Genomic DNA, 13068 nt, shown 5'->3' with positions numbered 1-13068 from the left:
GCGACGCGTGCCGTGTGCACTCGCGCGTCCCACATTCGTAAGGGGGTATCGGCTCAGAAGCCGTAGCCGTAGGAATAGCCGCTGTAGAGGCCGCGCGGCGGACGCTGTGGGACCGCATAGTAGCGGCGGCGCGTATGTGGAGCGGAATAGGTGCGTGGTGCGTAGGTCGCATAGCCGCGCGGCGCATAGTAGCTCGGCGGCAGATAGCGGTAGTAGGGCGAACCGCGCCTCAGTTGCTCAGGCGCACGCTCACCACGCAACTCGCGCGATGCAACCTCTGCACCGGAGTGGTCGGGCTTGCCGCGCACCACGATCTCCGTGCGCTCCTGGCCGTGTGTGTTGACGAGCTTGAACAGCGTCGCCGCGTTCCTCGGCGCGAGGCGGACGCAGCCGTGCGATGCCGGCCGGCCCAGTTGCCGCGTGGCGTAGGTGGCGTGGATCGCGACGCCCTTGTGGAAGAAGATCGCGTGCGGCATGGGGGCCAGGTCGTACTGGCGCGAGTACCACATCTTGGCCATCCACGTCGGCCGGTAGGTGCCGGTCGGCGTGCGGTAGCCGTAGCGGGCCGATGAGATCGGCCATGTGTAGAGCCTGGCGCCCTCCTCGGAGACGGTCATCACCTGGCGCGTGAGATCGATGTCGATGGCGAGCGTCGGCTCGGGCAGGGGAACGGGCTCGGTTTCGGCCTTGGCGGTCTGGTTCGGCGCCTCGGTTGTGTTTGCCGGCGGCTTGGTTGTGCCTTCGGCCGCGTCGCGCGTAAGGGGCTTCGCTTCGGACGCCGGCGGGGCAGCCGCGGCTGCGGGCGCGGGGACGCGCGCCGGCTCAGGCGTCCGCGGCGAGACTTTGAGCTCCGGGGGCGCCGATGCGTCGGCAGCTTCCGGTGCCCTGTTGAGGATGGTGACGGTGGGGACCCCGTCCTGTGATGCGCCGCTCTCGGCGCGGGTCTCGGCCATGGCGGATCCCGCCAGGGCGGCTGCGAGGGCAAGCGTGCCCAAAAGAACTCCAGACCTCGTCACGGCTCCTACAACCCTATTAACGCGAGCGACGAACAAGATGAGCATAAATGCCTAATGCTAACATTTAGCATCTGATCTTGGCATTAACGGGGTCGGGTCAACGGATCGAGATGCGCGTGCGCGCGGCGCCGTGGGAGCGTACGAGCGAATAGAACGTCGCGGCGTGGGACGGCGCGAGGCGGATGCAACCGTGGGAAGCGGGGCGGCCCAGCCGACCGACCTCCGTGGTGGCGTGGATCGCGTAGCCGCCGCTGTAGAAGACCGCGTAGTGCATGGGCGCGTTGTTGTACTTGGTCGAGTACCAGCGCCGCTCGAGACGCTGCGGGCGGAACGTGCCCGAGGGTGTCGCATGGCGCCCGCGCCCGGTGGAGACCGGCCAACTGTAATAATGGGTGCCGTGCACGTACACGTCCATGGTCTGGCCGCTCTTGCTGATGCGGGCGTGGACGCTGGCGGAGGCTGCCGATGGCGCGAGGGACGACGCGACCGCAAGGGCGATCGCGAGAAGAAGCGTGCGCATGTCTCTTTCTACTCCAGACGAACGAAGAGCGCGGGGCCGGCGCGCGTGGCCCAACTCCGGAGAGAAGCACATTTCTGTTAGGAGAGTATTGCCCTAACGAACCCTTACGGGGTTTGAGGCCACGAGGTGTGGCGCCGCTGCCAACGCGAGGGCAGGAGCGCGTGCTCTAGTTTTTTGGGTGAGACCGAGGCATTCATGCTTCGGACTGCTAGGGTCCGATGCGGTCATGTGTACCCGTAAACGCGCGGCCGCGGCGAGGCTCAGTTGCGTCCGATTTCCGGTCAGAAGCCAACATGGCCACGAAGGTGGGTGACTTCGCAGTTTGACCCTAGCCGGACGTGGCATTCCCCGTGAAGGATGTCCGCTTATTTTCTACAAGCGGACATCCAACTGGAGTTCCGAGCCGCAGCGCTCGGTGGTCGTCGATCGGCTTGCGTCAACAGTGAACGGTTCAGAGATTCTCGCCGTAGAACGCCATGAGCTTCGCAACAGCCTGATCAACGCAATCGGGCTTGTCGTAGAGGTCGTAGTGCGTAGCACCGGTAACGACGAAGATGCTTTTCTTCGTCGAGGCCGCCTTGTTGAGCAGCTCGAACCCGTCGCGATAGGAGCCGAAGCCGCCCGCATGGCCGTCGCCGACGATGATCTGCAAAGGCTGGGTCAGCAGCTTCTCGGCCAGATGAAAGGCATCCCAGGTGAATGCCGCGCCGGTGCTGACGACATTCAGCTTGTTGGGCGAGCCGGGTTTCTGGCCGCGCTGCGTGGTGTAGTAGTCCACTGCCTCGATTACATCGACATCCGTAATGCCGTAAGATTCAAGCTGCGCCTTGGACTGCGGGATGTAGGTGGTGAGCGCGGCCTCTGCGCCGCGCGCCTCGGCGGTGCGCTGCGCACTGATGCCTTCAAGCGCCTTGATCGCGGCGTCAGGGCTCAGGTCGCCTTCTCGGCAGATCCGCCCGTAGTTCGCAGCGACGACGGTGCCTACCGCCTTGAAGCGGCGCTCGGTCATTGCCGCGTTCACGGCGTATGCACCGCCACCGCAGATGCCGAGCACGCCGATGCGGTTCTCGTCGACATAGGGCAGAGTTACGAGGTAGTCGGCCGCACAGCGGAAATCCTCGACGCGGGTCGCCGGGTCTTCCAGATACTGGCCCGGTCCACCACTCGCGCCCTGCGTGGAGGCGTCGAAGGCGAGGCAGACATAGCCGAACTCGGCCAGCTTCGAAGCGTAGATCGCGGCCGTCTGCTCCTTGCAGGAGCTGATCGGGTGAGCCACGACGATGGCCGGATATGTCTTCGATTCATCGAAGCCGGCGGGCACGTGCTGGTTGGCCGCCACGTCCCAGGTCTTGTTCTTGAAGGTTACGGATTTCATTTTGATCTCCTGTCGTTGTGCGGCTCTATGGCCGTGGCTGATCAGAGTTTCGATTTGAAGAACGGGCCGAGCTTCGACATGGCCTCGGTCACCAGGTCCGGCTTGTCGTACATGCCGATATGCGATGCACCCGGGACGATGTGCAGGTGCTTGTCCTTGCTGGCGGCGCGGCGGAACAGGTCTTCGCTGATCCAGCGCGTGCCCGCATTCTCGCCGGCGACGATCTGGATCGGCTGGGTCAGGAACAGGTCCACCAGGTGGAAGGCGTCGAAGGTGACGAGCTGCAACAGGCTGCGCGTCGGCGCAATGCTCGGAGATGTGGAGCACTGAGCGCGCGGCGTCCGGTAATACTCCACGGCCTCGACGAGGTCGGCATTGGGTGCGTCTTCCGGCTTTTGTGGCACGATCGGGTAGTAGCCTGTCTCGGCGCCATTGGCTTCAGCGGTGCGGGCCTTCACCGCATTCTCCAGCATCGCGAACGCTCCGCTTAGATCGTCGCGCCCTTCCCAGCCGTTGCGCAGGATCGCGCCGTAGTTGGTGGCGCTGACCGCGCCCACGGCCTTGATGCGGCGATCGCCCAGAGCCGCGGTCACGGTATAGGCGCCGCCGGCGCAAATCCCCATGGCGCCGATGCGCTCACCATCGACATAGGGCAGCGTCATCAGATAATCGACCGCGGCGCTGATGTCCTCGACACGCGCATAGGGATTCTCGAGCTGGCGCGGCGCGCCGCTGCTCTCGCCCTGATAGGACGCGTCGAAGGCGATGGTGACGAAGCCCTCCGCCGCGAGCTTGTTAGCATAGAGACCCGCCGTCTGTTCCTTCACGCCGCCTGCGGGATGGGTCACGACGATGGCCGGATAGGTCTTCTTCTCATCGAAGCCAGCGGGGACATGTAAGTTCGCGGCCATCTCGATCGCGCCGTTCTTGAACTTTACGGATTTCATGTTCGCTCTCCCTTCTCATTCTGTTGACCTGAAGATAGCGCTTGACCCGGATTTCGATTAGATCGTGTAATCTGGATGCTGGAATTAGCTGAGCTTATGAATGTTGAGTGAGAATCTCCGCGATCTAAACGCCTTCGTGGTCGTCGCAGAAGACGGCAGCTTCACCCGCGCCGCCGCCCGGCTGGGCGTCTCGCAATCCGCCCTCAGCCAGACCATCCGGGGGCTGGAGGAGCGCCTCGGTCTGCGCTTGCTCAACCGCTCGACCCGAAGCGTGGCGCCAACGGAAGCCGGGGAGCGACTTCTGGCGCGCGTCCAGCCGGCGCTCCTGCAGATCGACGAAGGGCTGGCGCAATTGACCGAGCTGCGCGACAAGCCCGCCGGCACGATCCGCATCACGGCAGACGAGTTCGCTGTCCATCACGTTCTCTGGCCCGCGATCGAACGGTTCCTGCCGGATTATCCGGACATCGTGGTGGAACTCACAACCGACTATGGGCGCACGGATATCGTCAGCGACCGCTATGATGCCGGCGTGCGACGCGGGCGGCTGGTCTCGCAGGACATGATCGCGGTCGCTATCAGCGCCGACATTCGCATGGCCGTGGTGGGATCACCGTCTTATTTCAGGAAGCATCCGCAGCCGAAATCGCCGCAGGATCTGATCGCGCATTCCTGTATCAATCTGCGCCTTCCCACTCACGGCGAATTCTTCGCATGGACGTTTAGGAAGGGCGGCAAGGAGCAGCGCGTCAAGGTCGAAGGGCAGCTCGTATTCAGTGCGGTACCGGCGGTTCTGATTGCGGCGCTGTCCGGCTTTGGGCTTGCCTACCTGCCGGAGGCGATGATTAAGCCCTACGTCAAATCGCGGCAGCTCGTCGAGGTTCTGGCCCCTTGGCGCCAGACCTTCGAGGGTTACCACCTCTACTATTCAAGCCGGCGTCACGCCTCGCCCGCGTTCTCCCTGTTGGTGAATGCCTTGCGATACAGGAGATAGGCGAACGTCATGTTGTTTCTGCGAGCTTGAGTGTTGGAGAACGGCCCGCGCAAAGCGAGCGGGGATGCCGCGGTCATCGACGTCTGTTAAATGAGCCAGAGCAGCCATTCAATTTTGGGACGGAATGTCTGTTCCTGGCCCTAGGCTGACCTCGCTCGGCGGCCATCGACGACCGCTATGGCGCTTCAAACAGACCCCGCCTGCCGATCCCGGCGAGGCTACGCGTGCACGGCCGGGCTAGTTGAACAAGAGATCGAACAGCGTCTTGGGCTTTTTCTTCACCCGCTTCGGCGGGGACTGGGCGTAGTTGCCGCCGAACGGGCTGTCCCATGGCGCCCAGCCCGGCTGCTGCTGTGCGCTGGTCGAATAGCGTCGGCCGGGTCCGCCCTGTCCGGCAACCTCGCGTCCTCCGATACGCAGGTCCAGCTCGTCGGTGACACCGTCCACGCTGGCGACCGTGACCTTGCCGTTCTCCCAGGACCAGGTGGCGACGGTCTTGCCCTGCTTGTGCGGCTCGATGGCCACGACGATGCCGTTGTCGAGATCCAGCACCGCGACGTACTCGACGTCCTCGCTGCCCGACTTGCCGGCGACGGTGCCGCTGTAGAAGCGCAGCGTGCCGATGCCGCCGAACGGCGGCTCCTTGACCTGCCATTCGAGCAGCTTGGGCTTTGCGCCGCCCATGGTCTCGAGCGGGACGGACAGGCGGGGATAGCGTTCGTCGATCGCGACGTAGCGCTTGCCGCGGACAACGACGCGCCATGTGTCGGTGCCGGCGCCCGCAATCTCCCGCTCCTCGGTCTGCGAGGGCGCGGCGCCGAGCCGCTGCAGCGATTCGGCGGCATCGCGGTAACCCGGTCGCAGCTCCTGCGCCTTCCTGAGATCGGCGATGGCCTGCTCGGTGAGGCCCTGCGCTTCCTCGATCTCCGCCTTCACCCAATGGATCTCGGGCGTATCGGGATTGAGCTTCTCGGCCACCTCGACATCGCGCAGGGCGACGTCGATCTGGTCGCTCTGCTTGTAGGCGTAGGCGCGGTAGGCGAACGCGAGCCCCGAGCGCGGGTCGACCTCGATGGCCTTGTTGAGGTCGATGAACGCCTCGTCGTAGGCTTGGGCGAGACAATAGGCGAAGCCACGCTCGGCGAAAGCGGTGGCGTTCCTGGGATCGATCTCGGCGGCCTTCGAGAAATCCTTGATGGCGGAAGCCGTGTTGCGCACCGAGAGGTAGGCCTTGCCGCGCAGGAGGTAGCTGTCCGTGTGGTTCACGTCGAAGGCGATGGCGCGCGACAGGTCCTCGATGGCCTCGTCGAAGCTCTCGACGGCGAGCTTGGCCTCGGCGCGGTTGCGATAGGCGGCGGCGAAGCGGGCGTCCGCCTTCACGGCGCGCGAGAAATCCCGGATCGCCGCATGCGGCCGATCGAGCGTGAGATGCGCGAGGCCGCGGCCGCTGAGCGGCGCCGGGCTCTGCGGCATAAGCTTGACGGAGCGCGTGTAGTCGGCGATGGCGTCCTCGGTCTGCCCGAGGCGCATGAGGGCGCTGGCGCGGTTGTTGTAAGCAGCCGCGTAGCCGGGGGCGAGAACGAGCGAGCGGTCGAAATCCTTGATCGCCTCCTTGGCGAGGCCGAGGGACAAGAGCAGGTTGCCGCGGTTGTTGTAGACGGCGGCGAACTCGGGGAAGAGCTGGGCCGCGAGGTTGAAATCCTCGAACGCCTGGCGCGTCTGGCCGAGCTTGATGTTGGCGACGCCGCGGTCGTTCAGGATCGCCGCGCGGCGGTCGTTCGGCAGGGCCGAATCCTTGAGCGCCTCGGTGTAGTTCAGGACGGCCTGCTGCGCCTCGCCGCGTACGAGGGCGCCGGCGCCTTCCTCCGCGATCTGCGTCGGCTCGGCCGGTGCCGCGAGCGCTGGCGTGCACGGCACGCCGGCCAGGAGCGCCAGCGCGGGGACGGAACGAAGGAGAGCGACACGAATGCGCAGGCGGATCATTGGGCCTCTTCGCCACTCACGGGGATCACCATGGTAGACTGCCGACGGCGGCGAATCTTCCTCTGAATCCGGCTCGGCGGTCAATAACAGCCGATTGTGGCCCGGAGACGTTGCGGAAAGCGCCACGCGGCGCAATCGGACTGCGAGGATCCCAAATTCCATGAACCTCTGGCTGCGCCTTCTTTGGCTCCTGCTCTCGGCACCGTGGCGCTCGCGCCTCCCCATGCCGGACGGCATCTCGGAGCTCACGTTCCGCGTGCTGCCGAACGATCTCGATCTCAGCCTGCACATGAACAACGGCCGCTACCTGGCGATCATGGATCTCGGGCGGTTGGATCTGATCGTGCGCATCGGGCTCGGGCGCGCGGTATGGCGTAACGGGTGGACGCCGGTCGCCAATGCGGCGCTGGTGCGCTTCCGGCGCGAGCTGCGTGCCTTCGAGCGCTACCGGCTCGAGACGCGCGTGGTCGGCTGGCAGGATCAGGCGGTGCTCATCGAGCAGAGCTTCATCTTCGCCGGCGGCGAGCGCGAGGGGCAGGTTGCGGCGCGGGCGCTGTTCAAGGGGGCGCTCTACGACCGCAGGGCGCGGCGCTATGTGCCGGTGGCGGAGATGATGGAGACGATCGGCGCCTCGGCTACGAGCCCGCCGGTTGAGGCAGATGTGGAAGCGTTCCTCGCCGCCGACCGCGCGATGCGCGAGGCGGGCCGCGATCCGCAGGGAGGGGCGGGCGCTTAGTGCCACCTGTGCCATGCTGAGGATGTGTCGTGCGGAGGCTTGTTGCGCTGTGGCACGAGGATCCTGCCGGTGTCGCGTTCGTGGAGGCTTGCTCGACGTCAAGAGGCTTGGACCGGCAGATCCAAGGAACCCGTCTCAAATTTCGTAACGGGCTCGGTGGGAGAGGGCGCCGCCCACTTACCTCTTCCCGGTGGGGAGAGGTCGGAACCGATCGCGGATCGGCTCCGGGTGCGGGGGAGTTGTGTGCGCAGGGCTGTTAGCGGCTGAACAGCGGCTGCAGCAGGCGGGTCAGCCAGTTCTTGAAACGGATCTTGCCTTCGGTCGCCGTCAGGCAGATGCAACCTTTCATTGGGCAGGCGACGGGGCCGTGCGCGATGCCCTCGTCGATGTCGGCAACGTCGCCCGGCTGATAGGTGCCGAGCGCGTCCGAGTAGCTGCCGCGCAGGATCAGGGTCAGCTCGGAGCCTTCGTGCTCGTGCTCGGGCAGGGCCTTGCCGGGCGCGATCTTGAACAGGCGCAGGTCGCCGCTGCAGCCCTTCGACAGCGGAACCTGGAAGGTCCATACGCCGGGCGAGATCCAGCGCCACGGGATGTCGTCGAGGCGCTCGCCGATCAGCGCGGCGAGCGGGGCCGGAACGTCGCCCTTGCACGCCTTGAGGCACGGCACGCGCGCGCCCTCGGCGGCATCGGGGTTGTCCTGCTCGCAGGCACGCATGGCGATGATGGGCGCGGATTCCGACATGGCCGACGGCTCCAGCATGTCGAACAGCGCCACGCCGATCTTCTGCATGCGGCGGACCTCGGCCCGGCACTGCGGGCAGCAGGCGAGGTGTGAGGCGATGACCGCCGCGCAGGCTTCCGGCTGGCTTCCCGCCGAGCAGCACATGAGCGTGGAAATGTCGGGATGATGGGTAATGGTCATCGATCTCTATCTCAAATCCTCAAGCGCATCCCGGATCTTCTGGTAGGCGAGCCGCATGCGCGATTTGACGGTGCCCAGCGGCAATCCAAGCCGCGCCGCGATCTGCCCGTGCGACAGGCCCTCGACGAACGCCAGCGTCACCACGGCCGCCTGGTCCGGCGGAAGCTCCGCGAGCATGGCCCGCACGCGCTCGCCGCGCTCGCGCTCGGAAAGCTCCTCGTCGGGTGCGGGGTCGGGGGAGGGCTGCTCGTCGTTGTTCTCCGGAAGCGGCTGCCAGACCACCTCCTTACGCAGGCGATCGATGCGCAGATTGCGTGCGATCGTGAAGATCCACGTCGTCGCGCTGCCCTTCTCGTCGGAATAGAGCGCCGCCTTGCGCCACACGGCGAGCAAGGTCTCCTGGGCCAGCTCCTCGGCCGTCGCGGGATCGGCGCCCTGGCGCAGCATGTACGACTTCACGCGCGGCGCGTACGCTTCGAAAAGCGCCCTGAAAGCCTCGACATCGCCGTTCGCAGCGACCCGTTGCAGGAGATCAGCCATCGTCCTCGGAGCATTGACCGCGGGGGGCCGCCTGGCGCGCCCCGCCTCGAGAACCCGAAGCATACCTGAACCTCGCTGCCAAGCCAGTGGCGTGCCCGAAAAGCGCGCCACGCCACTGCTTTTCGGGCCAATACGCTGGGCTGCGGCCGTTGGATCTGCGGGGACCTAGGACCCATGCCGCGGGCAGCCGGTTCCGGGCGGGCCCGAGGCTGGCAAGCGCCTTGATCGGGTGAGCATTTTGCACTGCACATGACGTCTGCTGTGTGCATGCACCCGAGCGCGGTAGACGGCTGCGCATCGCGCCGTTAAATGTGCCCCAGCAAAGAGCGGGAAGGGCGACCATGGGTGAGGCAGCGAAAATGAATGCGGCGTTGGCGGTCGGCACGCGGGACATGGCAAATGCCATCCGTGCCCTCGCCATGGACGCCGTGCAGAAGGCCAACTGCGGCCATCCCGGCATGCCGATGGGCATGGCGGACGTGGCGACCGTGCTGTTCAGCGAGGCCTTGAAGTTCGATCCCGCGGACCCCGCCTGGCCCGACCGCGACCGCTTCGTGCTCTCGGCCGGCCACGGCTCCATGCTGCTCTATTCGTTGCTCTACCTCACCGGCTATCCGGGCATGGACATCGGCGAGCTCGAGCGCTTCCGCCAGCTCGGCTCCAAGACCGCCGGCCATCCCGAGTACGGCCATGCGCCCGGCATCGAGACCACCACGTGGCCGCTCGGGCAGGGGATCGGCAACGCGGTGGGTATGGCGCTCGCGGAGCGGCTCTTGAATGCGCGGCTCGGCGACGACCTCGTCGACCACCACACCTATTGTCTCGCCGGCGACGGCTGCCTGATGGAAGGCATCAGCCAGGAGGCGATCTCGCTCGCGGGGCACTTGAAGCTCGGCAAGCTTATCGTGCTGTGGGACGACAATTCCATCTCCATCGACGGGCCGACGAGCCTCGCCGTCTCCGACGACCAGGTGAAGCGCTTCGAGGCTTCGGGGTGGAACACGATCCGCGTCGACGGCCATGACGCGAAGGCGATCTCCGCGGCGCTCAAGAAGGCGCGCGCCGACAGTTCGGCGCCGTGGCTGATCGCCTGCAAGACCGTGATCGGCTACGGCGCGCCGACGAAGGCCGGCAAGTCCTCGACGCACGGCGAGCCGCTTGGCGTCGACGAGATCAAGGGCGCGCGCGAGAAGCTTGGCTGGGATGCGGCGCCGTTCGAGATTCCGGCTCCCGTCCTCGATGCGTGGCGGGCGCTGGGCGCGCTGGGCGCGAAGGAGAATGCCGCCTGGAAGAAGCGGCTCGCGAAAGCGCCGACCGCAGCAAAGGCCGCGTTTGAGTCGCCGGTCGCGGCGTCACGTGCGCAGGCCATTGCCGAGGCGATCATGGCGGCGAAGGCGCAGTTCGCGGCCGACACGGCGAAGCGTGCGACGCGCGTGTGGTCGCAGCTCACGCTCGAGCATCTGGTGCCGGCGGTGCCGGAGCTGCTCGGCGGCTCAGCCGATCTCACGCCCTCCAACGGCACGCGCACCAAGCACCACAAGGCGGTCGAGCCGGGCAACTTCGCCGGCGACTACATCCACTACGGCGTGCGCGAGCATGGCATGGCGGCGGCGATGAACGGCATCGCGCTGCACGGCGGCTTCATCCCGTACGGGGCGACGTTCCTCGTTTTCACCGACTATTGCCGTCCATCTATCCGTCTCTCGGCTCTGATGCACCAGCGCGTCGTCTACGTGATGACGCACGACAGCATCGGGCTCGGCGAGGATGGGCCGACGCATCAGCCGATCGAGCATCTGGCCGCGCTGCGCGCGATCCCGAACCTCGCTGTGGTGCGTCCCGCGGATGCGCTGGAGACGGCGGAGGCGTGGGAGATCGCGCTCGCCAACCCGACGCGCCCGACGCTGTTTGCGCTGTCGCGTCAGGCGGTGCCGACGGTGCTGCGTACGGGGACCGATACGGAGAACCTCACCGCCAAGGGCGGCTACCTCGTCAGCGGCGGCGCGAAGCGCGCCGTGACGCTGATCGCTACCGGCTCGGAGGTGGGGCTCGTCGCCGAAGCCGCCGCGGCGCTGGCGAAGGAGGGGATCAGTGCGGCTGTGGTCTCGCTGCCGTCGTTCGAGCTGTTCCGCGCGCAGCCTCAGCCCTACCGTGACGAGGTGCTGGGCTCGGCGCCGCGCATCGCCGTGGAGGCCGCCGTGGCCCAGGGCTGGCACGAGTGGCTGCGACCGGGCGACCGCTTCATCGGCCTTTCGGACTTCGGCGTCTCGGCCCCCGGCCCGAAGGTGTTCGAGCACTTCGGCCTCACCGCCGACAAGGTCGCCGACGCCGCCCGCGCCATCGTGAAAGGCTAGGGTGCGGTTGGCTGTGGGATGGGCGTGCTCTACTGAGGTGTGTCTGGACTCCGGCCTGCGCCGGAATGACGTCAGTGTGTGGCAGGCCGCTCACCCAAATGCTCCGTCATCCCGGCGGAGGCCGGGATCCAGACACGTTTGAACATTCATTGCGCGCTCAACTCCACGCGGAACCATGGACCTCGACAAGCTCAAGACCACCGATGGCCTCGACCTCAAGGGCAAGCGCGTGCTGGTGCGCGCGGACCTCATCGTGCCGGCGAAGGGCGGCGTCATCACCGAGGCCACGCGGCTCGAGCGCGTGGTGCCCGGGCTCAAGGACCTTGCGACGCGGGGGGCGCGTGTGATCGTGCTCTCGCACTTCGGGCGGCCGAAGGGCGGGCCTGATACGGAGAACTCACTCAAGCCCATCGCCGATACGCTCGGCAAGCTCGCGGGGGTGCCGGTTGGGTTCGCGTCCGACTGCGTCGGGCAGGCGGCCGAGGAGGTGGTGTCGGCGCTGCCCGAGGGCGGCGTCGTCGTGTTGGAGAACACGCGCTTCCACAAGGGCGAGGAGAAGAACGATCCGGCGCTGGCCGAGGCGCTGGCCAAGCTCGGCGACATCTTCGTCAACGATGCCTTCTCGGCGGCGCATCGCGCGCATGCCTCGACGGAGGGGCTGGCGCGGCTGCTGCCGGCCTACGCCGGGCCGCTGATGATGGAAGAGATCGACGCGCTGCGCGCTGCGCTCGAGCAACCGAGGCGGCCGGTCGCGGCGCTGGTCGGCGGCGCCAAGGTCTCGACCAAGATCCCCGTGCTCACCAATCTCATCGCCAAGGTCGACAAGCTGATCATCGGCGGCGGCATGGCCAACACGTTCCTACTTGCGGGCGGCGTCGAGATCGGACGCTCGCTGGCCGAGCCGGACCTCGTCGATACCGCGCGCGAGATCATGCACGTGGCCAAGGCGCGGAGCTGCGAGATCGTGCTGCCGCAGGACGTGGTGGTAGCCGAGCGCTTCGAGGCCGGGGCGCCCTCGCACACCGTGCTGACGCTCGACGTGCCGGCCGATCAGATGATCCTCGACGTGGGGCCGAAGACGGTGGCGCACTATGTCGATGTGCTGTCGCGCTGCGAGACGTTGCTCTGGAACGGTCCACTCGGGGCCTTCGAGATCGCGCCGTTCGGCGAGGGCACGTTCGCATTCGCGCGCGCGGTGGCGGAGCGGACGAGGGCCGGGACGCTGGTGTCGGTCGCGGGCGGCGGCGATACGGTGGCGGCGCTCAACGCGGCCGGCGTGACGGGCGACTTCACCTATGTCTCGAGCGCCGGCGGCGCGTTCCTCGAATGGCTCGAAGGCCGCGAGCTGCCCGGCGTCGCGGCACTGGCGCGGTGCTGGAGATGTCGCATCCAGCCTCGCCCCCTCACCCGGCGCTTCGCGCCGACCTCTCCCCAGAGAGGAGAGGTGAAGTGGGGCGCGCACGACCTGCACTTCTCCCCGATGGGGAGAGGTCGGAAGCGATCGCAAGATCGCTTCCGGGTGAGGGGGCGCTTGCCCCGGAAGGGCGTGCCTGATGCTCGCTGAGGCGCATCTCTATCTCGGCGTGGCGCTGGCGGGGCTCGTGAGCTTTCTCTCGCCCTGCGTGCTGCCGCTGGTGCCGCCGTATCTCGGATATCTCGGCGGTACAACCTTCGAGGAGAT

At 66.7% G+C, this 13068-nt stretch carries 11 protein-coding genes and 1 pseudogene; 5 read left to right on the top strand and 7 right to left on the bottom strand.

Going from position 1 to position 13068, the window contains the following annotated elements; genetic code table 11:
• Positions 1-53: 53 nt before the first annotated feature.
• The 4 genes from IT540_RS18890 to IT540_RS18875 all read right to left on the bottom strand — a co-directional run bounded on the left by IT540_RS18890 (position 54) and on the right by IT540_RS18875 (position 3858).
• Positions 54-953 (bottom strand): L,D-transpeptidase, encoded by a 900-nt coding sequence (locus IT540_RS18890; RefSeq protein WP_291181315.1) that lies wholly within the window; start codon positions 951-953, stop codon positions 54-56.
• 160 nt (positions 954-1113) lie between these two features.
• Positions 1114-1536, bottom strand: a complete 423-nt coding sequence (locus tag IT540_RS18885) for a L,D-transpeptidase (RefSeq protein ID WP_291181313.1) — start codon at positions 1534-1536, stop codon at positions 1114-1116.
• A gap of 451 nt (positions 1537-1987) precedes the next feature.
• A complete protein-coding gene (locus IT540_RS18880) occupies positions 1988-2953 on the bottom strand; it encodes an alpha/beta hydrolase (protein WP_291181366.1) in 966 nt (321 codons plus the stop codon).
• Entirely contained in the window at positions 2953-3858 is a 906-nt protein-coding gene (locus IT540_RS18875; RefSeq protein ID WP_291181311.1) for an alpha/beta hydrolase, read from the bottom strand. Before IT540_RS18875 ends, IT540_RS18880 begins: the two co-directional genes overlap by 1 nt.
• 100 nt (positions 3859-3958) lie before the next feature.
• Here IT540_RS18875 and IT540_RS18870 point away from each other — a divergent pair, with 100 nt between their 5' ends.
• Positions 3959-4852: a LysR family transcriptional regulator gene (locus IT540_RS18870; RefSeq protein WP_291181309.1), complete on the top strand. Its 894-nt coding sequence runs from the start codon at positions 3959-3961 to the stop codon at positions 4850-4852.
• 237 nt (positions 4853-5089) lie between these two features.
• On the opposite strand, the gene IT540_RS18865 is transcribed toward IT540_RS18870, so the two are convergent.
• Positions 5090-6835, bottom strand: coding sequence for a tetratricopeptide repeat protein (locus IT540_RS18865; RefSeq protein WP_291181307.1), 1746 nt, complete (start codon positions 6833-6835; stop codon positions 5090-5092).
• Positions 6836-6995: 160 nt separating this feature from the next.
• Between IT540_RS18865 and IT540_RS18860 the strand changes: the two genes are divergently transcribed.
• Positions 6996-7571, top strand: coding sequence for a thioesterase family protein (locus IT540_RS18860; protein WP_291181305.1), 576 nt, complete (start codon positions 6996-6998; stop codon positions 7569-7571).
• A gap of 256 nt (positions 7572-7827) precedes the next feature.
• Here the strand turns inward: IT540_RS18860 and IT540_RS18855 are convergent, their stop codons facing one another.
• A complete protein-coding gene (locus IT540_RS18855; RefSeq protein WP_291181303.1) occupies positions 7828-8493 on the bottom strand; it encodes a ChrR family anti-sigma-E factor in 666 nt (221 codons plus the stop codon).
• Positions 8494-8499: 6 nt separating this feature from the next.
• Entirely contained in the window at positions 8500-9033 is a 534-nt protein-coding gene (locus tag IT540_RS18850; protein WP_291181301.1) for a sigma-70 family RNA polymerase sigma factor, read from the bottom strand.
• Between the two features lie 341 nt (positions 9034-9374).
• Here IT540_RS18850 and tkt point away from each other — a divergent pair, with 341 nt between their 5' ends.
• The 3 genes and pseudogenes from tkt to IT540_RS18835 form a co-directional block, all read left to right on the top strand.
• Entirely contained in the window at positions 9375-11387 is a 2013-nt protein-coding gene (gene tkt / locus IT540_RS18845; protein ID WP_291181299.1) for a transketolase, read from the top strand.
• 175 nt (positions 11388-11562) lie between these two features.
• Positions 11563-12753: pseudogene (locus IT540_RS18840) on the top strand (phosphoglycerate kinase); the annotation flags it as partial.
• Positions 12754-12940: 187 nt separating this feature from the next.
• On the top strand, positions 12941-13068 hold a 128-nt coding region (locus IT540_RS18835; RefSeq protein ID WP_291181364.1), incomplete at its 3' end, for a cytochrome c biogenesis protein CcdA.

The sequence above is a fragment of the Hyphomicrobium sp. genome, from assembly GCF_020852195.1.
In the GTDB taxonomy this organism is placed as follows: domain Bacteria; phylum Pseudomonadota; class Alphaproteobacteria; order Rhizobiales; family Hyphomicrobiaceae; genus Hyphomicrobium_C.
The sequence above is the reverse complement of the archived record's forward strand: the minus strand, read 5'-3'. Positions and strand labels throughout refer to the sequence as shown.